Here is a 23,707-nt window from a genome sequence, read left to right on the forward strand (position 1 = left end):
ATGGGGCGGAGCGGCCCAGGGGCCACTCCGCCGTCGCGGCTCACTCGGCCGCAAGCACGGTCGATTGCGTGTCAGGCTCGTTCGGATCTTCCTCGTCGTCGCTGAGGAAGGCGGGCAGCGCACCGGCATCGTCCGTCGCCTCGCCATCACCACCGGCGTCGAGATCGAGACCGCGTAACGGCTCGGGAAGCCAATCGGTATCGGCGAGAAGCCGCTCGGCTTCCTTGGCCATGTCCGGCTTCTTCAGGTGATCGATCAGCTGGACCGCCTGCTCGCCTTTGGCCTCGCGCACGGATTCGAGAATGCGCGCCTTGGTGATGCGTCCGAAGTAGTTGGCGACCGTCGGCCGCCAGCCCACCTCGGCCATGTCGAGGCCGAGCGCATGGGCAAGGCGGTCGGCTTCGGCAATGCGCTGCCGGACGCCATGTGGCGAAATTGCGCTACCGCCATAGCGGTCGCCGCGCTCGTAGAGCGCATTGACGCCATAGCTGACGCAATGGGCCAACAGCGCCAAGCGGCTTGCTTCATCAAGTGCGTTCAGCCAGTCCCAGAGCGCGTCATCATCATCGGGAAGATCGCGCTTCCAGCCCACCTGGCGCTCTTCGACGGCCTTTGCCGAGGGGCTGTCGTTGAGCCCATCAGGTTGCGCGGGAAAATGCACCTCATGGACGGATGCGTCGAGGCACGAGATCGCGGTGCCATGACGGAATGTGTCGCGCACCAGCTTGTGGAGGAGCACCGTCATGGCAACGTGCGGATTGGCGGCAACGGCGTCGCGCAATGCCAGTGTGCGGGAGACGGTCAGCTCCGTGACGAGCCGTTCCGGCAGCGGCTTGATGCCATCCTCCTCTTCTTCCTCGTCGGCTTCGGTTGGCTTGCCGCCTAGCGTGATGACCGTGCGCTGGATTGAATGCGTCGAGGTGGGATCTCCATCGTCACCACTGCTGTATTCGCCATTCTCGCCATTCTCGATCGACTCGGGCTCTTCGTCTTCCGGCCGGACGAAGCCGCGCTCGACGCGGAGCCGGCCATCGGAGCTGACGCTGATGAATGTGCCGGCACGCTTGACCTCGTCCGGATCAAAGGTCAGTGGCCGTTCCTCGAGCGCTTCGATGGCCTCCTGGATCTCGTCGAGCCGCCGGTCGACCTCGTCCGGCACCTCCTCGGCATCCTGGTACTCGGCTTCGAGCTTGGCCTGCTCCGTGTTCAGGGCTTTGAGCGTCTTCTTCTCCTTGGCAATCATCTCCTTCTCGATACTATCGAGCTCGCGCAGAGCGCGCGTGTGGCCGTAGGGGAAATCGACGGCGACCTCGATCCACTTCCAGCCCTCGGCGGCGACGGTCTCGGCCTCCGCCTTCAGCTTGTCGGCAACCAGGCGATCGAGAAGCGCCGCGTCCTGCAGCCAGCCGCCATCATCGGCCTCGAACAGATCGCGCAGGACGAAGCCGCCGGCCGTCTCGTAGGCTGCGAGACCGACAAAGCGAGCCCGCTTGTCGGAGGCGCGCACGGTTTGCTCGGTGAGCATCCGGCGGATGTGATACGGCGTGTCGTTGTGTGAGTCCTCGATTGCGGCCCACACGTTCTCCTGCCGCGCATGATCGGTGCTCACGGTGAAGGCCATGAGCTGCTCCAATTCCATGCAATCGTCGGCATAGGCCTCGAGCAGCTTCTCCGACACGGCCGCCAGACGCAGGCGTTGGCGGACGACATTGACGCCGATGAAGAAGGTGGCGGCGATCTCCTCCTCGCTGAGCCCCTTCTCGCGCAGCGTCTGAAAGGCGCGGAACTGATCGAGCGGATGCAGCGGCGCACGCTGCACGTTCTCGGCGAGCGAGTCCTCCTCCGCCAGGGTCGCGGCGTCGGCGTCGCGGATCACGCAGGGAACTAGCGCGGTCTTCGCCATGCGCTTCTGTTTGACGAGAAGCTGCAGGGCACGATAGCGGCGCCCTCCGGCCGGCACCTCGTACATGCCGGTCTCGTTGCCGTTGTCATCCAGTTGCGGACGGACAGTGAGGCCCTGCAGCAACGAGCGTCGCGCGATGTCCTCGGCGAGTTCCTCGATCGAGATGCCCGCTCTCACGCGGCGGACATTCGCTTGGCTGAGAACGAGCTTGTCGAAGGGAATGTCGCGCGAGGACGACAGAGTGATCTTCGGTTCGGCTTTGGCCACGGCAGTTTCTCCGCGACGGGCCGGCGAGAGACCTTCTCTCACCTCTTCAGCCCGTCACGACAACCGCCACCTCCCTCTCGCTCTTTCCACGGCAACCGGCCGCCGACCGTCCGACCGCGCGCGTTGCGTTCCCGGCCTGCCCTGTTGCTCAGCGACATGGCCTTTTTGCGCATCGTGAACATCGCAACATCATGGTCCGCGCCCGGCTGACCGTTACCCGATAGGGCCGAGACCCGCCGTGCGGGGCTCGGGCGAGCGGCCGCAGGCCGCGAGGTAGGGCCCGATAGCGGCCGCCGCCGGCGGCCGCGAAGGCGCCCAAATGAGACTTACTCAAATCAGTGACCATCTGCGGAAGCATGTGCAAAGACAGCGATTCTACGATTGCATGAGGCGGGAAGTTTGAGGCAGTTCATTTGTTAGAACTAACTAGCAAACTAACTAACTAACCGCGCCGGCGATCGGATGGATAGGGGAGCAGATCGCGCATCACCGGACGGCTCCAGGGAGAAAGCACGCCGCCGCCCGCTGCGCTCTAAAACAATCGCTCCTGCCTTCTGGCCTTCGGCCGAGATGCTCGCCGCGCCGGTTGCTGCTCCGTCATCGTCCAGTTGCCGTCATCTTCGAACGTGCGCAGCAGCGACTTGACGTCTGCCGGCGAAGCGCCGGCTTCATGCGATCGGTGATCCGGGAGATGAGCGTGTTGCGGTCACCGTCACCTGCACGAAGGTGTCGAGCATTTCGGGGCCATTGAGTACTGTTCCCATATCACCGCAATGGCGATGGGCTGGCCATCACTCGGCGTGACGATCCACTGCTTGGTCCTGCTCTCGATCTCTTCGCCCTCGTTGAAGGTGTGGACCATCAGGACGCCGCGGCGTTCGGAGAACGCCTGCCGGAAGGCCGAAAGCTTGTCGATGGTCTCGGCGCGGGCGTGCATATGCTTAGGCTGCCGCAATGGCGTTGCGGATTTGCGGTCGGCAAAGCCCCAACGCATCGGTGCGTGCTCGCGGGCGCCACCAGCATTAAGGCGCATGACGTTGGCGAAGCGCATCGGCGTGGATGTCACGACCACATCCGCCGGCGCCTTTTCAACGAGCGGCTGGGAGAAGGCGTGAACCTCCTGCCAGGGCGCCAACTGTGTGAATTTCCCGCACATCTAAGCTGCATCCCGGCCAAACGGGCTGGACTCCACTCCCTAAAGCCAATAGAACATAACGAGAACATTCATGGAGCAAACTGATGCAGCGCATCGACATCCTAAAATCCTGGGAAGCCGAAGTCGAACAGGAATGGCTGGGTCTCATCGACGCCACGGTCGCTATCCTAGACCGTCTCGCCGCACGGAATGACAAACCGGCTGACACGGAAGCCGTCCGGGTGCTCAATGACCGTACCCTCGCTGTCAGCCGGCGGCGCGGCGAGCTATGGCGGCAGATTGCCGAGCTGGAGGGCCGGCCGTGAGCCGCGCCAGGGGACGTATGCCGGCGACCATGGCCAATGCACGCTGGCCGCATCAGATCGTGCTGCCGGCGGAGAAGGTCAATGGCCGGTGCCATCCGCCCGTCATGGCGTTCTGCAACGGCCTCGATAAAGATCCGCTCGGGCACAGCTATGCTCACGACGGTGGTTGGCATATCGTGTTCGCATTTGCGCAGCGGGAGGACGCGGAACGGTTTCAGGCGACGTTTGGCGGCGAGTGGACGGACCATGAGAAGCGGCGGGCGCTTAAGTCGAGGACCGCGTGCCGCTAGACGGCCAATAGCGTGTGGCCCACCACATTGAATTGCTGCGATTGGAGCCTAGGCCAGACCGGCCGAGCTACAGCAGGTCGCTTCCATCTGGAGATAGCTGGCGGGCATCGTTCTCCAGGCGCTCCGCCCCCAATCTACAGATTCAGCACGTAGGCTCCTTATCGGGGCCTGCGTGGCTCTTTCTGGGGGGGGGCGCACCGGCAAGTCTCGAGCCTCCCTTTCGAACACATATCTGCCTTTGGATGATTGCACAGCCCTCGGGATTGAGCCATATCTACTTGATTGGGGATGGGGCATGGCGCGACCAAAGAAAGGCGGGCGGCAAAGCCGCCAAAAAAAGAAATCTGCGGCAGTTATTCGTCTTACGCCAGAGGTGCGCCTCAAGCGCAATCTGACAACCCATCTTACGTCGCTGGGATTTGTGAGACAGCCTGACGGAACGCTGGAACTCCCTGGCGAGGACAAGGATACGGTCCGCGCGTTACATGCCACACAGCGAGCCGACCGTCTTTTGGCCAGCAATGACTTCTTGAAAACGGCGTGGGGGAAGTTCTCTCATCACTTCGCCGACGGCGCCGAGGTCATCCCAGACCGGATCGAATTGCGCCTTTCTCGGATCAAAGCAGGTACTTGGGAATCCGATCTGTTTCGGCTGGCTTGTATGAGTTGGTCGGTGCCGGTCTCCGCCGGATACGGTCGTCGCCTACGCTATCTAGTTTGGGATGCTCACAACGACAAACTCGCTGGAGTGATCGCGCTCGGGGACCCCGTATTCAACCTTGCCGTACGCGATAATCTGATCGGGTGGACTACAGCGGATCGCGGTCTTCGCCTCGTCAACATCCTAGACGCGTACGTTCTTGGCGCCATACCACCGTATTCACACCTGCTTGGCGGGAAGGCCGTAGCATGTCTCGTGCGATCGCGTGAGATCTACAATCACTTCTCCAGAAAATACGGTTCTATGGAGGGGGTCATCTCCGGTGCGAAAAAGAAAGCGCATCTCCTCGCTGTGACTACGAGTTCATCCATGGGCCGCTCGTCGATTTACAACCGCCTGAAAATTGGCGACGTGCAGTACTTTCAATCAATTGGCTTCACGGAAGGTTGGGGTCATTTTCACATTCCGGACGATCTCTTCCTGGACATGCGCCGCTACCTACGAACGATTAGGCACCCGTACGCCGATCAAAACCGCTTCGGCCAGGGTCCGAATTGGCGCCTGCGCTCAATACGGGCCGCGCTCGACGCGGTTGGCTATAGCGACGCAATACTGCGCCACGGCATAAAGCGCGAGGTATTCATGTGCCAACTCGCCGAGAACGCGACTTCGATACTAAAGAAAGGCCGGGGGCGCCCCAACCTCAAGTCACTCCAACATGCCCATGAAATCTCGAGGGCGGCGGTTGAGCGCTGGATGATCCCTCGCGCCCGCACGCGCCCGGACTTCCTCCACTGGACCCGCGAACAAATGCTCGCCCGCATTCTCGGTGACGGCCGCGCGCATCAAGCCGCTTCATTTGCTTCCACGGGGTAGCAGCCACGACGGGCGGAGGCGCCCATGCTAACGGCCTATCAGGGGCGACTAGCCTCTCACTTTGCGGATTTGCGAAAAGCCCGGGCTGGTACTGGAAATCCCGTATTCGCTCTTGAGCATCCACTGTCGACCGAGGAACTGCGGTCGGCGCGAGGCGAACTCTCAACGGCTCTGTCGGCTGCAGGCCGCTTAACGGATAGTCACTGGCTCATTTGGGCCGTCGTGGCTGCCGAGGTCGGATACGACTTCTCGGGCGACGAATATTGGCCATCACTCGCTCGCGCTGTGCCTGGCTGGATCCGTTTTGGGGAGCGGACGCGCATCAGGGATTGGTTCATTCGTTTTGCAGCGACCTATGACGGCTTCCGACCATTTGGACCATGGGCGGAGCATCGTTCAATCATCGCCTGGCCGATCACCCACGCGATCTTGCCCAATGATCTTCAAAGCGCATTCATGCGCGAGTTTCATGCTCTGCGTCATGTGCTCGCCGAAGCGTCGTCTTCGGACGCTGACCAACTGGGTCACTTATTCGCAGCGCGATCCTCGAACGTCTCTTCTCGCCTGCAATGCTTCCTTGAGCAGGCGCCGATTGTTGGCCGTCTTGTTATGAGCCTGGGTGACGGTGATATAGACCAAGCAACGGTGCCGATCTCCTCCCATGCTCTCCGACGCATTGTCCAAGATCTCAATCAGGATGAAGCCCGGAAGATCCGACTGATCGAAGCCCGCCGGACCTTCCATGATACGCGCCTGAGAATCTCTCGGCACCTCGAAGGCGCATCCGCCAGTGTACCCCTCAACGCATCGCCGACCCAGCGCACCCCAACGATATTGAACGCGGCTTCCCTTGTCGCTACGCGCACTGCCTCGGGCGAATGGTCACTTTGCGTCACGCTCCCAACGCTTCAAGACCTGGCCGGTCGGACCCCCGATCTCGCCGCTGCGCTCGGCAAAGGTGGCGTCAGATTTTTTGATTCACGCGACCGATTGAGGCCAGCGAGCCTGCTCCTACAAAGCCGCCTCGAGCGTCAACTGCGCCAACTCCCTCCTGAGGGCTTTTCGCTCGCAGAACTTGAGTTGGCAAACGCCGCTTTGAAGGAGCCAATCGATCTGGCATCCGCCTACAGGTTCCCGAATGGCTCCCGATGGCTGCTACGAGTACAGGCCGATGAGCGCGCCCGGCAGGTATTGGGCGCTTACGTCAGGCCATCCCAGGAATACATCATTGTTTCTCGCCAAGCCCTTCCTGAAGCAAAGGCACTCGCGTCCATTCTCTCTCCGTTGCCGTGCTCAACGCAGGGGGCTTACCTATACCAACTCCTGATGCCCGCCACAGTTGGGGAAGCACAGCTCAGCGAACTAGATGCGCTCGGGTTCGGTTACCGCCTGGCGCTGTCGGTTGAGCCTGTAGGCCTAGTGCCGCGCCGAGATTCGGAGAGCGGCGAGGCAGAATGGCTCACAACGGAGGAACCCATTCTCTCGCTCGCGGCCGACTATGATGTTCGCGAGTACGCTGTTGCAGTAGATGGCACGACAGCGCTTCGAATTCCCGTCGGGGAGCAGCGCTCGCCGGTACTGGTCTCGCTTGGGCGCCTGGCCGCCGGCACGCATAGCGTCACTATATCGGCTCAAGCCATGGGAGGCACCGCTGCCAGGGATTTGCAGGCATCGATTCGTCTTCACGTCACTCCTCCTGGTCGAGTGGAAGGGCAGACCAGTAACCACGCCGGTATCACCTGTGAACTCGTTCCAATCGACGCACGCCTTGAGGATCTGCTCGACGATAAGGCAAGGATAGCCATTGTAGGACCTCAAGCTCGAGAGGTTCTTGTTTCATGCAGCTACCTGGTCTCTAGGCATCGACCTGCCGAGACGATCCTGCTCGGTCGACTGCGATTGCCGATCAGCAAAGAGCGATTTCGACAAATCCTTGGAGATCATGAAGACACGCTGCTGTCCTCGGCTGGCGTCACTTTTTCGTTCGACTGCGGCGATCTGGGGCGTGCTCGCATTCCTGTTGTCCACGACACTGATCCACTCCGCTGGATAGCCCAACGAAACGACGGAAATCTAGGTGTCGCTCTTGCCGATGAGAGCGACGATCCAATGGTCAAGCTCCGCCAAGCCTCCGTTGCGCAACCAGATCGCCTTGTCCCGATAACTATCGATCCGCGAGTAGAACCCATCGATGTAGCCAGTCCTGGCACGCTGTTCTGCGCATCGTTGCCAGGCAGACAGTATGCTCTGTTCGTCAGCTCACCTGCGCCTGTTGGTCGCCTGGAGGACTTGCGGCTGCAGATCACGCTCAATCCGCACAAAGTCGGGCGCAATCATTTTAGCTACTATCTTGGTGTACTGAGGCTCTGGGCCAAAGCTCGCGTTGTCGGCAAACTCGGCATCGTCCGACGAGACCAGGTTGTTGATGCCGTCCTTCACCGCTTACTATCCATGGCCTGCTCAGACAGTTGGGTCAGGGCCCTGGCCAGAGCCCAGCCTGCCTCAGCCTCATCTGACGACGTTGATACCCTCCAACGCTCCATAGCCGCTCCCGGATTTGCAGCGAGGCTGAGGCGCGAGGACTGGAGTGCAGGGGGCGATGACCTTGTCCGACTCATCGATCAAATGTTCGAGGCGGCTGCCCTCTACCGGGTCTGCGCCGATAAACCTCTGATCACCGCTGCGATGACGTTGGCGTTCAGGCCGGATGCCCTCAGCCTGAGGCGTAGTGATCCCCTCGCCAATCGACTGCTAGACCATGGCATACTCATGCGCGGAGCTAGCTTTGCTGCCTTTCTCGCAAAATCAGCTGCCACGGCTAAGCGAATGGGCGGATAGGGGGCCACCATGCCGACGGAACAAATCACCCCTGAGGTCGCGCTCCGGCGAACTGCGATGTCGCTTGGCTTAGGCCCCGTAGTTGCCGACCCGAGGGTATTCGTTGCCGCAGCGCTGCGCCGTACGGCCGGTATCTTGGCCCCTTGTCGATCCTGGCAACTGGTCCGTGCAACGTGGAGCAGCTTGAGGCCGTTGGCCGAGGGCACTGACCTCAAGGAGAGCCTGGTAGAGGACATGCTCGACGAGCTCTTGATGATCGGGGACGTCGCCGAGGTGGCGTTTGGTGGAGACGATATCAATCTCGACGGACAGCTTCTCTTGTGCCTAACCCCGTATGCGTTCGTTCGCCGCCCTGGGGGATATGTAGCACTTCTGGGTGGCTCCGCCCATGATTCCGTGACGTTACCGAGCGAACTCGCGCTACGCGTTGCGCGCAATGGCGCCGCTCGAGAGATCGCTCCACTGCCCGATGAAGACCTCGCTCTGAAGCTCGCGGAATTCGGGCTTATTGAAATTGATGCCGATGCTTGGCAGCGCCTCCCAGCCAAGGAAGCCGCCCAAGCGCATATTGAAGCGCTCCGGGCCAGTATGCCTCCAGTATCCCTCCCAAGGAACATGGAAGCCATCAGAGTCATCGGCCCTGGTCGGTTCTATTCTGATCGCTGGTGCGAACCCAGCTCCGACCTCGACGGATTGTTCGTTGCACGGCGACCACAAGCCTTTGGGGCACCCGTGTGGTCGGCGGTCCTCCTCAATCGTGGGGGTGTCACCAGTTTGCTCGACCTCCATGCGCCGGGTTCGCGCTGGCGTCCCTGTGATCTTGCGTGGCAACTCCAGGCGGCCCTGGATGCCGTAAGCGGCTCTCCCCAAACCTTCGCGACCACTGCAGGCCCAAGCGGCAGCACGATACTCAAGCTGTTCGCGCCGATACCGAGTTGGGCCGAACGCAGATTGCGTCTCTCCGCAAGGCGCATGCCGATGCCGGGCTGCTTAATGGCCTTTGTCGTTCCGGAGCATCTAATCGTCGCCGAATACAAATTCCTGCAAGACTATCTTTGGATGCGCGAATGCGCAGCGGGGGAGGGGGTTGCATGAGCCGCACCATTCACGAGGCTATTGAGGAACTGAGACACACTCTCATTCGCTACATTGAGGCCAACTACCATATCGGCGATCCTCGTCTTGTGCATCAGCGTCGCGCTCTATTGGAGCAGGTGGGCGGCGTATTCCAGGTCCCCTTCATAGAGTCCACGCCACGGTATCGACCCGGTCAGCGTTTTGCCGATATGGCGAGCCTCCCCGTCGCGGCTCGTGAAGCGTACTGTCGATTAGCTCAGCAGCAAGGTGCTCGGCCGCCTCTTCTGTTCGATCCCCCATACACGCATCAAGGCCGCGCGATCGAAGAGATTTTGGTAGGCGGCCGCAATCTCATGATCACGACCGGCACTGGATCCGGAAAGACCGAGTCGTTTCTACTACCTATCCTTGGCAAGCTTGCCATCGAGGCACGGGAGCGCCCGGAAATATTCCGAGAGCAATCTGCTGTAAGGGCAATGGTCCTGTATCCAATGAACGCACTGGTCAACGACCAGCTTGGCAGGCTCAGACTACTTTTCGGGGATCAGCGTGTCGTCGACTTGTTTCAAGCTTGGGCAGGTCGCCCTGTTCGTTTTACGCGCTACACGAGCCGCACACCGTATCCTGGTGTGCGAACGACACGGGGCGATCAGGATCGACTGAGGCAAATCGGCGACTTCTATGCGACCATAGAAAGGGCCGCCACAAGAGGTGGCGAAGACGACGCCGAAGCAAGTGCAGCCAGGGCGCTCTACGAGGAACTCACTCGCCGTGGCAAGTGGCCGGCAAAGGAAAGCGTAGCGGCCTGGTACGGCGAGTCGAACACTCGATGGCAGGATAATCAGGGCAATTTCCGTCGTGCTGTAACGCGTCTGCGCGACGCTGAACTTCTCACCCGGCACGAAACCCAGATCGCGCCGCCCGACGTCCTCATCACCAACTATTCCATGCTCGAATACATGATGATGCGTCCGATTGAGCGAACGATCTTCGACGAGACACGGCGCTGGCTCAGCAACAACCCACACGAGCGCTTCCTCGTCGTGCTTGACGAGGCGCACCTCTACAGGGGAGCCGCTGGGGCTGAGGTGGGACTGCTCATGAGGCGGCTTAGGGAGCGTCTCGGCATCGAACAACAGCGATTTCAAGTCATATGCGCGACCGCAAGCTTTGGTCAGGCGGACTTAGCCGCTCAGTTTGGAGCGCAGCTGACGGGCTGCTCCGAGTCAAGCTTCTCGCAGATTTCTGGTGACCTGCTCACGCGCGAGCCTGCTGCGCCCGGTAGTGCGGATGATGCCCGAACCTTATCGGAGATCGAACTGGAGGCATTTTATTCCGATGACGAGCAACGTCAGCTTGGAGCCGTGGCTCAATTCCTGCGATACCGTGGTGTTACAGATGTACGTGATGTCGAACCGGCGCTGCACGCTGCGCTTGAGGCCTTTCCGCCGCTCAATCTGCTAGTGAATGAGACGATGCGGCAGGCGCGTCGATTGGACGAACTGGCGCCCGCACTTTTCCCAGACGCAGAGCCTTTGTTAGCCAATCGAGCGCTCACGGCTCTGCTTGCCACTGGAAGCAGGGCGAAGCCCGTCCAGACCGCGGCAAGCTTGATCCCGTGTCGCATTCACAGCTTCTTCCGGGGACTCCCGGGATTGTGGGCGTGCATGGACGCACAGTGCACCGAGTTGCCGTCCGAATCCCGCGGAGGCCTCGTGGGGAAGCTCTACGACCAGCCACGTGAGCGATGCGGCTGCGGTGCTCGCGTCCTAGAGTACTTTACGTGCAGAAACTGCGGTGCTTCATATGCTCGAGCATACACCAATGATCTCGCCGATCCCCACATGATATGGGCTGATTCCGGCGAGCGGCTCCATACGCAGCAGGGGCCGATCGAAGGTGTGCACCCTCTTGACCTCCTTCTCGAGGAGACCAGCCCCGACTTGGGAGAAGCGGCCTTTTTCGATCTGGAATCTGGTCAAATCAATCCCGGTCGTTTGCTCGCAAGGAGAAGGACGGTCTGGTTACCGCCTGGCAGCGCTCGCGGCGGAACCGGAGACGGTCGCGGCCATCTTGGACATGCGCCCGGCCAATTTGTTCCTTGTGGCGTGTGTCAGAGCGCGGCCGGTCACAATCGCTCCAGCGTCCAGGACCACCAAACGGAAGGCGACCAACCATTTCAGGCACTCGTAGCGAGTCAGATCGCCATCCAACCACCGGGGCCACAGGCCGCGACCCCCTTTGCTCCATTGCGGGGCCGCAAGGTTCTGCTCTTCTCAGATTCCCGACAGATGGCCGCAAGGCTCGCTCCAAGGCTCCAATCGTATTCAGCGAGGGACGCCGCAAGAAGCCTTGTGGCTTGGGGCTATTCCTACTTGCGGCAGTTCCCTCGCATTGCGCCGATGCTGACGCTTGAGAGCGCCTTTGCGGCTGCCATGGTCGCGGCAAATAGACTTGAGGTCAGCCTTCGTCCCGAACTCCGCGACGGAGAGGTCCTCCCGTCGCGGGAGATTGACGCTGCCGCGCGAAGGGGTGCGTTCGAGAATGAGGATCAACTCATTGAGCTATGGCTTGATCTTGCGCCGCGTGTTTGGCCGCGTGCAATCATCGAGACCCTAACGAAAGCAATTGCTGATCGTTTCCTTGGCCTCGAAGCCTTGGCTGTGGCCTCATTGCGAGAGCGCCCGAACATTACTCCTCTGCTGGATGCGCTCCCGGATTTGCCGGGCTTAGCAACCGACAATGTCGCGAAGCGAACTGTGGCGCGAGCATGGATACGCTGTTGGGTGTCCGGGCGGGCTCCGGCCGGCATCTGGTACAACAGCATGCCGCCAGAGTTCTGGACGCGTGAGGTGAGGGGCCACCGTGGTGCCTTTGGGCGCATGGACCGTGTGCTGGGCACCAACGAATGCCGCCGTGCATTCCAGCAGCGCTGGTTGCCGGTCCTAGCTGGCACTGCATCGCTCGTCGAGCGAACGCCCGATGGATCAAATCGCCTAGTTGCTCGCGCTCTTACTCTCGAGTTTGGTGGAGAGTGGTGCCGATGCCCCCGCTGCAAGTCCGTGCACCGCCCGATCCCCAATATTGCCGTTTGCATCGACTGTGGCAGCAACGGCGTTCTTCGGTTTGATCCAAATACGGATCCTGTCTTTGAGGCCCGCAAAGGATATTACCGGGCTCCCATTCTTGCATGTCTGCGGGATTCTAGTCGGGCACCGGTCGCGTTGATTGCCGCTGAGCACACAGCACAGCTCAATACGTCGCAAAGCGAAAGCGTATTTTCGGCCGCGGAGCGCCATGAGCTCCTGTTCCAGGACGTCGACCTTTCGAGGCTCGGCGGGCCTGAGACGACAAACGCCATCGACGTCTTGTCGAGCACGACGACGATGGAAGTCGGTATAGACATCGGCGCACTGTCCGGCGTCGCACTGAGAAACATGCCACCGGGGCGGGCAAACTATCAGCAGCGTTCGGGGCGTGCGGGACGGCGGGGCAACGCGGTCGCTACAGTAATGGCCTATGGGTCATCCGACAGCCACGACGAGCACTACTTCGCCAATCCGGCCGAGATGATTGCGGGACCGGTCGTAGATCCCCGGCTCACACTCGAGAATGCCGATATTGCGAGACGGCACATACGAGCATTTGTGCTGCAAAGATACCACGAGGCGCGGATCGTCGCCATCGTGCCAGGCCCCCAGCAGAACCTGTTCTCCGTCCTCGGCACGGTCGGGGACTTCCGCGACGGCACGGGAGTTCTAAACCGAAACGATTTCGTCGCGTGGCTCGGTGAGAACATTGCCGATTTGCAGGACGCGTTACGCCGCTGGCTGCCGACCGAACTGGCGACAGAGGATAGAGTGTCTTTGATTGCCGGTGTGCGCGACGACGTCATCCGTGAAATCGATCGGGCGATCAACTATGACCCAGAGCAAGACAGCGAGGGGCAACCCGATGACGATGTGGATGACGCTGATACAGAGGGTGCCGAGAATGAGGCTGAAGATACCCAAGGCGATGATAGTCGGCGCGTGGAGGATGGCCAAGCGGACCCACTAGCGCAAAATCTGCTTGAACGCCTCTTGTTTCATGGTGTGCTGCCGCGCTACGCCTTTCCCACAGACGTGGCCAGCTTCTACATCTTCGATCTCGAACGCTCGACACGCTTCAGGACTGTTACGCGCTTCGAGCCCTCGCAAGGCCTTCCCGTCGCTCTCAGTCAGTATGCGCCTGGCAAGCAAGTGTGGGTCGCCGGTCGTTGCTACACCTCCAAAGCAATCTACTCGCCTCACGGCAATGCCCGCCGTCAGTCATGGCGAAGCCGGGAACTCTACTTCGAGTGTCAGGACTGCGGGCACGCGCGAAAAGAACCCTTCGTCTTTGAAAACCTGCGCACCATCAGGGACTGCGAAGCGTGTGGGGCCCAGGGTAGATTCGGACCAGGGCGCGCGTGGTTCAGGCCTCCTGGCTTTGCACATCCAGCCGATATGCCGGCCGAGACCGAGCCAGACCGCGTACCGGAGGCTAGCCGTGCGACGCGCGCCAAGCTCACCATGCCGACCCCAGACGCGGGAATGGGCTGGATGCCCATTAACGAAAGACTCCGCTCCTTTCCGACCAGGGAGCGCCTCCTCGTCTCAAACACGGGGCTCAACGGCGAGGGCTATACCTACTGTCGCTTGTGCGGCCGCATCGAGTCGTCGCAAGCACCGGAAGTGGATCTATTCAATCCCCACAGTAGGCCCTATCCGGGCGACGAGCGGCCTTGCCCGGGGAGTCCGGCAATGCACACGATTTTGGGAACGGACTTTCCGACCGACGTGACCCTCTTCTCTTTGCTGCTGACCGCGCCATTTCGACTGGTCCCAGGAGTGGATGAGACTGCGGTTGCCTTGCGCACGATCTGTGAAGCCCTGGCCCTTGCCGCCTGTCGGATGTTGGAACTCGAGCAGGGTGAGATCCTCGCAGAGTTTCGGCCAGCATTGACCGTGCAGGGCGTGCGCGGGCATGAGGCTGAAATCTTCATCTATGACACGCTTCCCGGCGGTGCAGGGTTTTCCACCCAGTTGGCCGAGCGCGGCCGAGAGCTCTTCGAGGTTGCGCTCGGCATCATGACCGGTTGCTCGAGCGGCTGCGATGTATCCTGCTATCGATGCTTGAGAAGCTTCCGCAACAAGTTTGAGCACGCCCAGATTGATCGCTTTGTCGGTGCTCAGCTGCTCCGCCATGTTCTCTATGGTGGCATTCCGGAATTCGATCAAGAGCGCGCAGATCAGTCCGCCGATTTGCTCTTTAGTGATCTGATTCAGCATTCCACCGACACGTTCGCCTACGAACGTGGTGCCGAGCGGGACGCTGCGGATGGTCAACGGCTTCGGGTGCCGATCGTGGTCCGCCGGAATGCAACTGGTGCCGAGACATGGGTTGCAGTGTCGTCTCCAATCGCCGACGCGGTACCTGCTCATCAAGGTCTGACTGGCGTCACGGAAGCGATCGTGTGCGTGAATGAGATGATCGTGCGTAAAAATCTTCCGGCGGCCGTGCAATCAGTATTGGACAACGCGCGTTAGGATCCACCACGACGCACGAGACGCCTCGCGCGGTCGCCGACCGAATTGACCAATTGCTTGCTGCTTGGCTCCGGGCGCGCGAACCTGCCATGGCTCGGCTCGGCTCGGCAAGTGGGAGGCCCAGGTCGAGGCGAAAAACCTCTTCAACTTGGTCGTCCGAAATGCCGAAGGGGTAACAACGATTGCCCGCCACGAGTGGAGCCTTGTGCCTCCGGCCGCAGTGGCAGCCAGGGCGGCGTGATCCATCCTGTTACCTGCCAACTGCAGGCGAAGCCCAAATTCGTGAGTTGCCGGATGGCCTCATCCAGCAAGCACCTGTGCACTGAAAAATCCTGAGAACTCGCGATACTGCGCCCATTTCTCGTCTGGCTTCCCAGTTTGTGTCGGGCATCAGGCGCGCCCTGGCAGGCCCCTTCCACGAGCGTGCGTCCAGGTCATGCGGGTGGGTCCGACGATCCCCGCGACGGCTTGACCGCGGAAAGGCTCGAGCGCCGGTCGCCACGGCGCAAGCGTGAAGGTGTCCTCGCGGCGGATGACCGCGATCTTGCCCGTCGGCGTCGTGATGGCATGATCGTAGGTGCCGGTGATCCTGGCTCCGGACAGGGCCGGCACGAAGGCAGCGTTGAGGCGGCGCGAGACGTCGGCAGTGAGCTGCTGCGTCTCGGCCTGACGTAGCGTCTTCATCATGTCGGCGCGCGGCACGCGCCGTCCGTCCGGTGACTGCTCGATGAGCTGCCGGCTGACGAGCCAATCGGTGCGTGCCTTCAGGGCTTTGTCCGCCTCGGCTGTGAAGCCCGTCGTCCGGATCTCCGGCTGCCATCTGGTCACGATCGCCTGGTCCAGCCAGGTCGGCCCCTCGTAGGTCGTCTGCCGGTCGAGGTCGGTCGCGGACAGCAGATGCAGACGGGGCACAGACGATGGTTTCCCCTTGAGGCCGTCACCTGCGAGAGCGACAATGTTACCGCGTGCCGGAACGGCTTCCGCTTTGAGACGGCCGAGATCGGCGTAGTGAACGCGCCCGTCGACGGCATCGATGATGACCCAGGTGCGGTCGGTGATCTCGTCCACCATGCCGACGCCGACCACCTTGCCGACCAGCGGCACCTTGCGAGGCAGGCGCTCGAACAGCGCCATGGCGGCCGCGCCGCGCTCGATCCCGGCTTCCTTCAAGGCGCGCTGCATCATCTTGAACTTGTCGCCTCGCTCGCCGAGTCGGCGCAGCTTGGCTTCGACGTTGCTATCGAGTGACCAGACGCCCGCTTGCCGTTCGGAGGCGAGGCCCAACCGCTGCAGTGTCCTGAGACGGCCGATGCGCAACGTCCGCTGCGTTGGGTCGTTCTCCTCGGAGGCACTGATGACGAGGATGTTGTCCTTCGCACGCGCCATGAGTTGACGATCGAGGCGCGTCAGGCGCTCCTGGCCCACTTCGTCGAACAGCTTCTTCATGCGTTCGAGCTGTGTCTCGGGGCCGAGCTCCAATGTCACCAAGCCTTGGGCACGGGCACGCACGCCATGGCTGATGTAGTCCCTGGCCATGACAAGGTCGCGGCCCTGGTCGTCGCGGCCGCGGATGACGACGTGGGTGTGCGGATGGCCGGTATTGAAATGATCCACCGCGACCCAATCGAGCTTGGTGTCGAGATCGCGTTCCATCTGCGCAAGGAGATCGCGGATGAACGGCTTCAGGTCCGACAGCCGTGCACTGTCCTCTGCGGAGACGATGAAACGGAACTGATGCGGGTCGTTCTCCGAGCGATCGAGGAAGGCTTTGCCATCGACATCATCGTGCTGCGCATCGTACAGCCGCCCCACATCTCCCTCGCGGGTGACGCCATCGCGCTGGATGTATTTGAGGTGCGCACGCGCGGCGCCCATATCGCCAGCGGTGATGCGCGTGTAGCGCGCCTTGACGATGACGCGGCGACTACCGGGCGCGATGAGGCCGGCGGCGGCGCGCACGCCAGCACCCATGCCACGCTTCGGCATCGCCGATGTGATGTGGCCGCGTTGCCGCACCGCGCGCGCGCCACTTCGTCCGGTCTCTCTGAGCACTTGCGTGTTGGCCTGCAGTTGCGCATTGCTCGCGATGTCGCGAATACGTCCGAGCTTTGGTTTGAAGTCGTCTTGAGTCATGGTGATCCCCCAATGATGAAACGTGTGGGGGAGATGCGGAGGAGGCCCCAAATTTGCAAGACGGAGTCGCAAGAAGTGCCCGTATCACAAGGCTTATTTCGCGCGACGACTCCACGAGGAAAAATTTGGAGTCACGGGAGGCTTCGTAACTTCAACGCGTAACGCACGAATGACTCCATCTTTTTATCTAGATGTACTCTCCAGCCGTCTCAGACCTCACAAACTGTCCGAAATCACGTCTGCAGAACGCGCTCGAGATCACGATCGGTGACCTCCTCGCAGCGTATCGAACCGTCGCCGGAAAGGGGAGACGAGCCGTCGCAAATGCAGCGAGCACGACGGCGATGAGCGCGAGAAAGACAGGCGTCAGCCTGTTGCTCGCGCTCATCAGGGGCTGTGGCACAGACGCTCGTCTGGGTGGGCGGGTGGGCCTCTTCGCGGAACGCGAAGGAGCCCTCGCGCCGGTGTCGGCGCGAGGGCCTTGAGCCGGAGGCTCAATCCTGCGGGTTCCAGATCAGAGCGAAGACGTTCGGATCGGAACGGCCGGCGGCGCGGCCGAGGTTAGCGTAGAGCTTGCCGAGCTCGGGCGCCGAGATCGAGAGCGAGATGTACTCGACGCCAGAGGTCTTACCGATCCGCAGCCAGCCAGCGCCGATCTCGGTTCCGTTGGCGAGGACGCGGAAGTCCGGATGGTGCTCGGAGGGCTTGTCAGCGACCGGGACGATGCTGATTTGCGCCCGCCGCGAGAGGGTCCGGAGTTCGCCGTCGTAGCGGCCGTCCTCACGCTTGGTGACGTATCCGATCGTAGCCATGGTGTCGTTCCTCACGTTGTCCCGGCGGAGACCTATTCCCCGCCGGCGCCGTGCAGATCGTGGCAGGCTGGAGCTGGTGGCACCCGACGGAGCGAAGCCTTGCTTCGCGGAGACGGGCCGGAACGAAGTGGAGGGGCCGCGCGGCACGCGCGGGTTGCCGCCGAGGCGACGCCTGCCACATCGTCGCACGAAGCTATGCGGGGATAGGACTCTCCCCCGCGGCCAGAGGAGCGGCGGCTTGGTGTCCGGGACGGTGCCGGGCAGGACATGAGCGGAGTGGGCGACGGGGCAACGAGCTCCCGCCGGGCCGATCGCACGGCCGCCGGAGAAGACACGCGGTCGCCGACGCTTCGGCGCGCTACGAGCGAAGGCGCTGAGACGTCGCCGCGCGGTGAGGACAGAGCCGCAGGTGCGACATTCGTCGTGAAAGGCGAGAGCGTGCCACGGCGACCGCGGGAGGATCGTTACGCGAATGCGCCGAGACGCCGTCTTTACGGCGGCTCGGTCGAACGAGCTCGCAGAGCCGTGAGATAGAGCCGTACCGAGCGAGATCGCAGATCGAGTGAGGGACCGCCCAAATTTCCTTGCTGTCGAGGCAACGAGACTTGGGCATGGTTATGTTGCACCACCGTGGTTCATGGCAGCGGCGACGACGTCGTCCGCCGACGTTTCGAAGCAGGCGCATGGGACTGACCCCATTCGCCGATCACAAACCGCGGCCGCAACTGCCGGATGTTGCAGTCCCCACCTCCCGGCGCGCTACAGCGATGGGCATTTATCTTGGAACAGGAGAAGCAATTTTGGTCGAACGCGACACCAATCCGACACTACGGACGGGGTCAAATATGGTAAAAGATGCGCCGAGCGTTCGCACACATGGTTGTGTGGGACGCAAAGTCCTATTTGGTGCGGGTGCGCTCGATGGGCTCGATGGAAAGGCAAAAAGACGGCCATTCAGGTGGTGTCGCCATCCAGGACTTTCAGGAGTTGGCGCATGACGGCGACAGGCTCGAGGCCGAGTGCCTGCACGACGTCGATAAACTCGATCGCGCTCAGGTCCCGTTCCCCACCCTCGTACTTGGCGACGAAAGACTGCGGCTTGTTGAGGCGCGCGGCAACATCCGCCTGGGTCAGCCCGCGCTTCTCGCGACAGTCGCGCAGCAGCTTGCGGAGCTTGATTTGGCGCGGCGAGCGCAGCGTGTCGCGCATTGCGGGAAGCCGAGATCGAAGATGAAGGCTTCACTGCATAATCCTGATTTCGGATTATCCCATTTCGGGATATATTTATAGTGGACCGGGATCTGACTGTGGAGAGTAAAGTGTGATGACCGGAACGGAAGCAAAACCTTTCTTCGAGCGTGAAGACGACGGCATCGAGTATCTGCCGGCAGAGTGCTATGTGGTGGGCCTGCGGTCGTCGGACGACGAAGAGCCCACGGTCAGAATGACCCTGCCGACCGAAATCGTCGATCGGACCGTGCTGACAGGCGCGCGGCTCTGCGTGTGGCTGTCGGCCGGTAGTGGCAGGCTGATACTCGACGGGGAAGGCGTCGACAACGAAACACTGGACGCCGCTCTCGATGCCGGTCCCATGCGCGAGCAGACGCTGCTGACGCTGATCGAGGCGTGCATCGATCCGGATCATCTGGCGATGGAAGAGGATCCGGTTGGCGATCTCACCTCCTTGCGGAAGCAACTCGTCGAGGCGCTCTCCAAGGTCGACGGAGCCTTGGCGCGCCTGCAGCGCGGTTAGCGGGTCCAGATGGGAACTGCTGTTCCCAGCACGTTCCCACGCTCGATCGGCCCGAGATAGCGGCCATCAAAGCTGCCGCTGACAGTCGAAAGGACGAAGAACTCGGATGTCGCTAAGCGGCGGCATCCATGCCAACGCGGCAGCAGGCGTCGTCGCGCATCCTTTCCGTCGGCTATGGCGCGGAGCCGCCCGTTGATCGTCACGAACGGGCCATTCCGACATACGGTATCGCCGGGGGCGGCAGCGACGGGCTTGATAAGCACTGCGCGCCTTGGCAGATAGCCGCGTGCGTCGGCTAGGGCCCTTGCCGCCTCAGGGAGGCGGATAGCCGCCAGTTGGCCCTTCGGCGGGACTTGGCTTGTCAGCACGTAGAGACCAGTTGGGGTGCTTGCGCTGGTATTCCACAGTAGTCTTGGGGTGCTCGCCTCTGTCGCGGCGAGCGCGAGGGCGGTTACGGCCAGAATGACCAGACGACGACGTGCGGCTTTTCGTGTTCCGCGCCGCCACTCGGGCAGCGCGCTCCTCTGACCACGACAGGAGATCGCCACGACGGTAGACGATGCGGCCTCCGTGGCGTCGAAACTTCGGGCCGGTTCCCTTCCATCGATGATTGTCGAGCGTGCGCTTGGCCATGCGCAACTCTACGGCTGCTTCGGGAACAATGAGAAAGTCATCGGGATCGCCGGACATGGGGTTCCTCCTTACTATTGGAGCGCCAGTGTCCCGCATTTGAGTTCATCAGGGGACCGATCGTTATCGCTCCCCCATCAAACAGTCGCATCTCACTCCAGATATCGGCGCCAACCGCTCACAATGAACTGTTCGGCGCGTACCCAATCGCGACGCATGCGAGCGGGTAGTGCGTCTTTCCGCCAGTCGCGCGCAACGGCTTCCGGACCGTGAACAAACAGCGCCGCTTCCTTGTAGCGATGACCGGCGCGCCTGAAGTCGTGCACGATGAAGGCGTCGCGCATATTGCGGGTGCGAATCGTCCAGCGCAGGGCTGGAGATGTGGTCGCGCGGCGGGAGAGAATGCGGCGCAGATCAGCGATCTGCATTTCGGTCCGGCGGAGCTTGTCGAAGCCGCATGACTTCAGAGTCGGCACGACCGGCTTGCTCAGAATATCCGCGCCTTCGAATTCCAATTGAAGGACGGCACCATGGGCGCGCAAGAGCACGTGTTGACGCCCATCCGCGTCGATCAAAATATGCTGGATCCCCGGAAGTTCCGGGACGAAGACCGATCTCTTATCCGATCGGCAAACTGGCTCGACGGCAACAGAGAGAGTTTTGCACCCTGCCGGCAGTATCCAGATATGATTTGAGTCGGGGGCTGTCAGGAATGGATCGACGAAAGCAACGGAGCGCCCACGCCGCAGCACGAGGCGATGGCTCGTGCATCCGCGTGAGAAGCGCTCCGCTCTCCAGTCGAGTGCTGACCTGTCCGTCTGTCGAATGCGCTTGTGCGTCATCCTGATAAGCTGGAAGCCGTCGAAGGCCTTCCCACGCCAAATCACGGCGACGCAGTAGGCCGAGGTAGTCATAGGCATCCAGAGTCGGCCGCAATGATGGGCCGACGTAGTGCCTTACGCGATACATTTGCATCTCCGTTTTTCTTCCCACTGTCCGACTTGGCTTCTGATTGCGCAGCACATAATGAATGGAAGGAACGTTCTTCAATCTGGCCTTACCGATCTCGCGAGCACTTTCCTTCTAGGCTCCCTCGGGTGCCCCGCACTAGGTTGTGTTGAGTCGTTAAGATGATCGATGGCGCTTCGGCCTTGCGGGCACTCCTCGTGCATGTCGTATTTTGTTGCAAGTAGCGGGCGGTGCTAGCCTCGATAGGCCGTTCTTTTTTGCGGTCACAGTGCGGCCGATGCAAATATCTATGTCTGATGAACCTTCAATCATTGCTGAGATGACGTAATTGTTATTGAACATCATTGCGCACCATTGCGGTGATCCCGCGCGCTAAGGAAAGATCATTTCTGCTGACGTTCACTTGCGAGCTCCTCGATTACAAAAAACTCTCCGCCATAGCCAGCTTCGAGCGGGATTCGGAGAGTAACTTGGCTGTCCCTACGAGTGACGAATTCCGGGACGACCGTCACTACTGGCGTGCGCGAGACGTCGTCTAGAACCCTTTGAATAGTAATGCCTCCCATCAGGCGAAGCAGGTTCATACGGGTCGGAAACATAAGCTTGTGTAAGCCTGTTTCCGCATTCGCAACGGCAGCCTGGGGAGCGAGCCAACTCGACTCGATTGCTTCTGCTCCGTCGTGGGCGCCGGCATCGTGGCTCGGCGCACGCGCCAGGAAAAAGTGCGTATCAAATCTCTTGGGACGATCAACTGGCGTTATCCAGTGGGCAAAATGAATCAAATCTGAAGCAGAGAGAATAAGCTTCTCACTCGCGAGGAATGCGCCAAATGGCTTATCTGGCAGCCCCTCCAGATAGTCCCGTCGCAACGTGAGGATTTCGGCCGTGCTTAGCGCCGCGCCTTCGGCACGCTTGGCCAGCAGCAGGCCGCATTCCTCGAAGGTCTCACGAATGGCCGCAATCTTGAGCACGAGCATATCGAGGTCCTCACTGCCGGATCCGGTGCTGAGAACCTGGCCCATATCGACGGCAGTGCGGAAGTCATCCTCCTCTACACTGCCGCCGGGGAAAACAAGCGCGCCCGCCGCAAATGACATCTTTTGATTGCGAACTTGCATGAAGACCTGCAGCCCCGTCAGCGGGTCCTCGCGAAGGAGTACAAGAGATGCGGCCAAACGCGGGGACGAACGGGACACAGGAGCTTCCCTACTATCTGAGTTGGCCTTTAGGCGATCGTTGCAACGGCTCAACTCGTCTTCATTAAGGTATAGCTACATGGTGCCGGTGCGAACGATGCCCTCGGAGATCAAGTCGTCGATTTCCTTCGGCGAGTATCCGGCCTCCATGAGTATGGAGCGAGACTGCTGACCAATACCCGGAACAGCGGCACTTGTCGGATCCTCCTGGACGGCCGGTGTGCCGGGGATGTTTATTACCGGAAGCGTGCCGAAGCCCGGACAGTCAGAGTTGCTGTACGCGCGGACGCTGTTGACGTGACCATTCTCAAGCCAGTCGCCATAGTTGAGAATTTCCTCCGCCATTACTCCGACCGCCTGCAGTTTTTCGATCCACTCCGCGGTGGGGGCCTTCACGAACTCCCCACGTAACTCGGGCAGCAGCGCGCTTCTGTTCTCAACCCTGAGTTCTGTTGTCGCGAAGCGCGGATCGTCTCTTAGGTCGAGGCGTCGGACGACTTCACATAGCGAGTGGTAATGGGAAGTGCGCATGGCGCTCACGAGCATGCGCCCATCTTTGCTATCAAATATCCCTGAGGGAACGTATTGCGGTGGCGGATTTGGGCCTTCGACCTTGTACTCCATGATCTTGGCCGCCTGGAGAGCAGCTGCACTCTGCATTAGGCTTGCGTCAATGTAGCTGCCCTCGCCAAACCTAAGCTGCCGTATGATCGCCGCGCTCAGCGCCTGGAAAGCGTAGAGACCGGTGATCACATCAATCAGAACCATGTTGGTCCGATGCGGGTTTCCATCCACGGTCGCGTTCATGGTCATCATCCCAGAGAAAGCCTGGATGAGGCCGTCAACCGCGGGGCGCTCGCGATAGGGGCCCGCTTGGCCGAAACCAGAGACTGACATGTAGACGATATCGCTACGTGCTTTTCTGAGTTCGTCATAGTTCAGGCCAATGCGTGAGGCTACACCCGGGCGGAAGCTCTCCACGATGACATTGCATTCCCGTGCAATGCGTTGGCTTATTTCGCGCCCTCCCTTTTGGCGCAGATCAAATGAAATCGAACGCTTCCCTCTATTGTACGCGAGGAAGTGTATCGAGTACTCGCCGGATGGCTTGCCAAGGACACGACACCAGTCCCCCTCTGGGGGCTCGACCTTGATCACATCGGCACCATGCAGCGCCAAGAGCATGGTGGCGTGCGGGCCTGCTACACCTTGACTCGCGTCGTAAACGCGGATGCCATCGAATGCTTTTCGGGTGGGCACTGCTGCCTCTC

The 23,707-nt window shown here is 61.1% G+C and carries 16 protein-coding genes; 7 read left to right on the plus strand and 9 right to left on the minus strand.

What is annotated here, in order from left to right:
- Positions 1-40: 40 nt before the first annotated feature.
- Entirely contained in the window at positions 41-2,170 is a 2,130-nt protein-coding gene (locus tag CS1BSM3_RS14005; RefSeq protein WP_072387655.1) for a ParB/RepB/Spo0J family partition protein, read from the minus strand.
- A gap of 712 nt (positions 2,171-2,882) precedes the next feature.
- Positions 2,883-3,326, minus strand: a complete 444-nt coding sequence (locus CS1BSM3_RS14010) for an SOS response-associated peptidase family protein (RefSeq protein WP_072387656.1) — start codon at positions 3,324-3,326, stop codon at positions 2,883-2,885.
- 83 nt (positions 3,327-3,409) lie between these two features.
- Between CS1BSM3_RS14010 and CS1BSM3_RS14015 the strand changes: the two genes are divergently transcribed.
- The 6 genes from CS1BSM3_RS14015 to CS1BSM3_RS14045 all read left to right on the plus strand — a co-directional run bounded on the left by CS1BSM3_RS14015 (position 3,410) and on the right by CS1BSM3_RS14045 (position 14,943).
- Complete coding sequence (locus CS1BSM3_RS14015) at positions 3,410-3,631, plus strand: hypothetical protein (RefSeq protein WP_072387657.1); 222 nt, start codon at positions 3,410-3,412, stop codon at positions 3,629-3,631.
- Positions 3,628-3,921, plus strand: a complete 294-nt coding sequence (locus CS1BSM3_RS14020) for a hypothetical protein (RefSeq protein ID WP_143149206.1) — start codon at positions 3,628-3,630, stop codon at positions 3,919-3,921. Before CS1BSM3_RS14015 ends, CS1BSM3_RS14020 begins: the two co-directional genes overlap by 4 nt.
- 295 nt (positions 3,922-4,216) lie before the next feature.
- Positions 4,217-5,458, plus strand: coding sequence for a Druantia anti-phage system protein DruA (locus CS1BSM3_RS14025; protein ID WP_072387659.1), 1,242 nt, complete (start codon positions 4,217-4,219; stop codon positions 5,456-5,458).
- A gap of 24 nt (positions 5,459-5,482) precedes the next feature.
- Positions 5,483-8,296 carry a hypothetical protein gene (locus tag CS1BSM3_RS14035; protein WP_143149207.1) on the plus strand — a complete coding sequence of 938 codons (2,814 nt, stop codon included), beginning with the start codon at positions 5,483-5,485 and terminating at the stop codon, positions 8,294-8,296.
- Positions 8,297-8,530: 234 nt separating this feature from the next.
- The gene (locus tag CS1BSM3_RS14040) at positions 8,531-9,391 is read left to right on the plus strand and encodes a hypothetical protein (protein ID WP_143149208.1); all 861 of its coding nucleotides are present in this window, start codon (positions 8,531-8,533) and stop codon (positions 9,389-9,391) included.
- On the plus strand, positions 9,388-14,943 hold the full coding sequence (locus CS1BSM3_RS14045; protein WP_072387663.1) for a DEAD/DEAH box helicase: 5,556 nt from the start codon (positions 9,388-9,390) through the stop codon (positions 14,941-14,943). Before CS1BSM3_RS14040 ends, CS1BSM3_RS14045 begins: the two co-directional genes overlap by 4 nt.
- A 390-nt stretch (positions 14,944-15,333) precedes the next feature.
- On the opposite strand, the gene CS1BSM3_RS14050 is transcribed toward CS1BSM3_RS14045, so the two are convergent.
- The 3 genes from CS1BSM3_RS14050 to CS1BSM3_RS14065 all read right to left on the minus strand — a co-directional run bounded on the left by CS1BSM3_RS14050 (position 15,334) and on the right by CS1BSM3_RS14065 (position 19,097).
- A complete protein-coding gene (locus CS1BSM3_RS14050) occupies positions 15,334-17,076 on the minus strand; it encodes a DUF3363 domain-containing protein (RefSeq protein ID WP_072387664.1) in 1,743 nt (580 codons plus the stop codon).
- A gap of 494 nt (positions 17,077-17,570) precedes the next feature.
- A complete protein-coding gene (locus CS1BSM3_RS14060; protein WP_072386870.1) occupies positions 17,571-17,888 on the minus strand; it encodes a DUF736 domain-containing protein in 318 nt (105 codons plus the stop codon).
- Between the two features lie 954 nt (positions 17,889-18,842).
- On the minus strand, positions 18,843-19,097 hold the full coding sequence (locus tag CS1BSM3_RS14065) for a helix-turn-helix domain-containing protein (protein WP_072387666.1): 255 nt from the start codon (positions 19,095-19,097) through the stop codon (positions 18,843-18,845).
- A 115-nt stretch (positions 19,098-19,212) separates the two neighbouring features.
- Between CS1BSM3_RS14065 and CS1BSM3_RS14070 the strand changes: the two genes are divergently transcribed.
- On the plus strand, positions 19,213-19,641 hold the full coding sequence (locus CS1BSM3_RS14070; protein WP_072387667.1) for a hypothetical protein: 429 nt from the start codon (positions 19,213-19,215) through the stop codon (positions 19,639-19,641).
- Positions 19,642-19,953: 312 nt separating this feature from the next.
- On the opposite strand, the gene CS1BSM3_RS28595 is transcribed toward CS1BSM3_RS14070, so the two are convergent.
- From CS1BSM3_RS28595 to CS1BSM3_RS14090, 4 genes are all read right to left on the minus strand, one after another.
- Positions 19,954-20,331 (minus strand): helix-turn-helix transcriptional regulator, encoded by a 378-nt coding sequence (locus CS1BSM3_RS28595; RefSeq protein WP_244540498.1) that lies wholly within the window; start codon positions 20,329-20,331, stop codon positions 19,954-19,956.
- 92 nt (positions 20,332-20,423) lie between these two features.
- The gene (locus CS1BSM3_RS14080; RefSeq protein WP_072387668.1) at positions 20,424-21,185 is read right to left on the minus strand and encodes a DUF2285 domain-containing protein; all 762 of its coding nucleotides are present in this window, start codon (positions 21,183-21,185) and stop codon (positions 20,424-20,426) included.
- 438 nt (positions 21,186-21,623) lie between these two features.
- Positions 21,624-22,358: an NUDIX hydrolase gene (locus CS1BSM3_RS14085; protein ID WP_143149210.1), complete on the minus strand. Its 735-nt coding sequence runs from the start codon at positions 22,356-22,358 to the stop codon at positions 21,624-21,626.
- 153 nt (positions 22,359-22,511) lie between these two features.
- Positions 22,512-23,696 (minus strand): CaiB/BaiF CoA transferase family protein, encoded by a 1,185-nt coding sequence (locus CS1BSM3_RS14090; RefSeq protein ID WP_072387670.1) that lies wholly within the window; start codon positions 23,694-23,696, stop codon positions 22,512-22,514.
- Between the last annotated feature and the right edge of the window lie 11 nt (positions 23,697-23,707).

Origin of the sequence: Hyphomicrobium sp. CS1BSMeth3 (genome assembly GCF_900117415.1) — a bacterium.
Classification (GTDB): Bacteria; Pseudomonadota; Alphaproteobacteria; order Rhizobiales; family Hyphomicrobiaceae.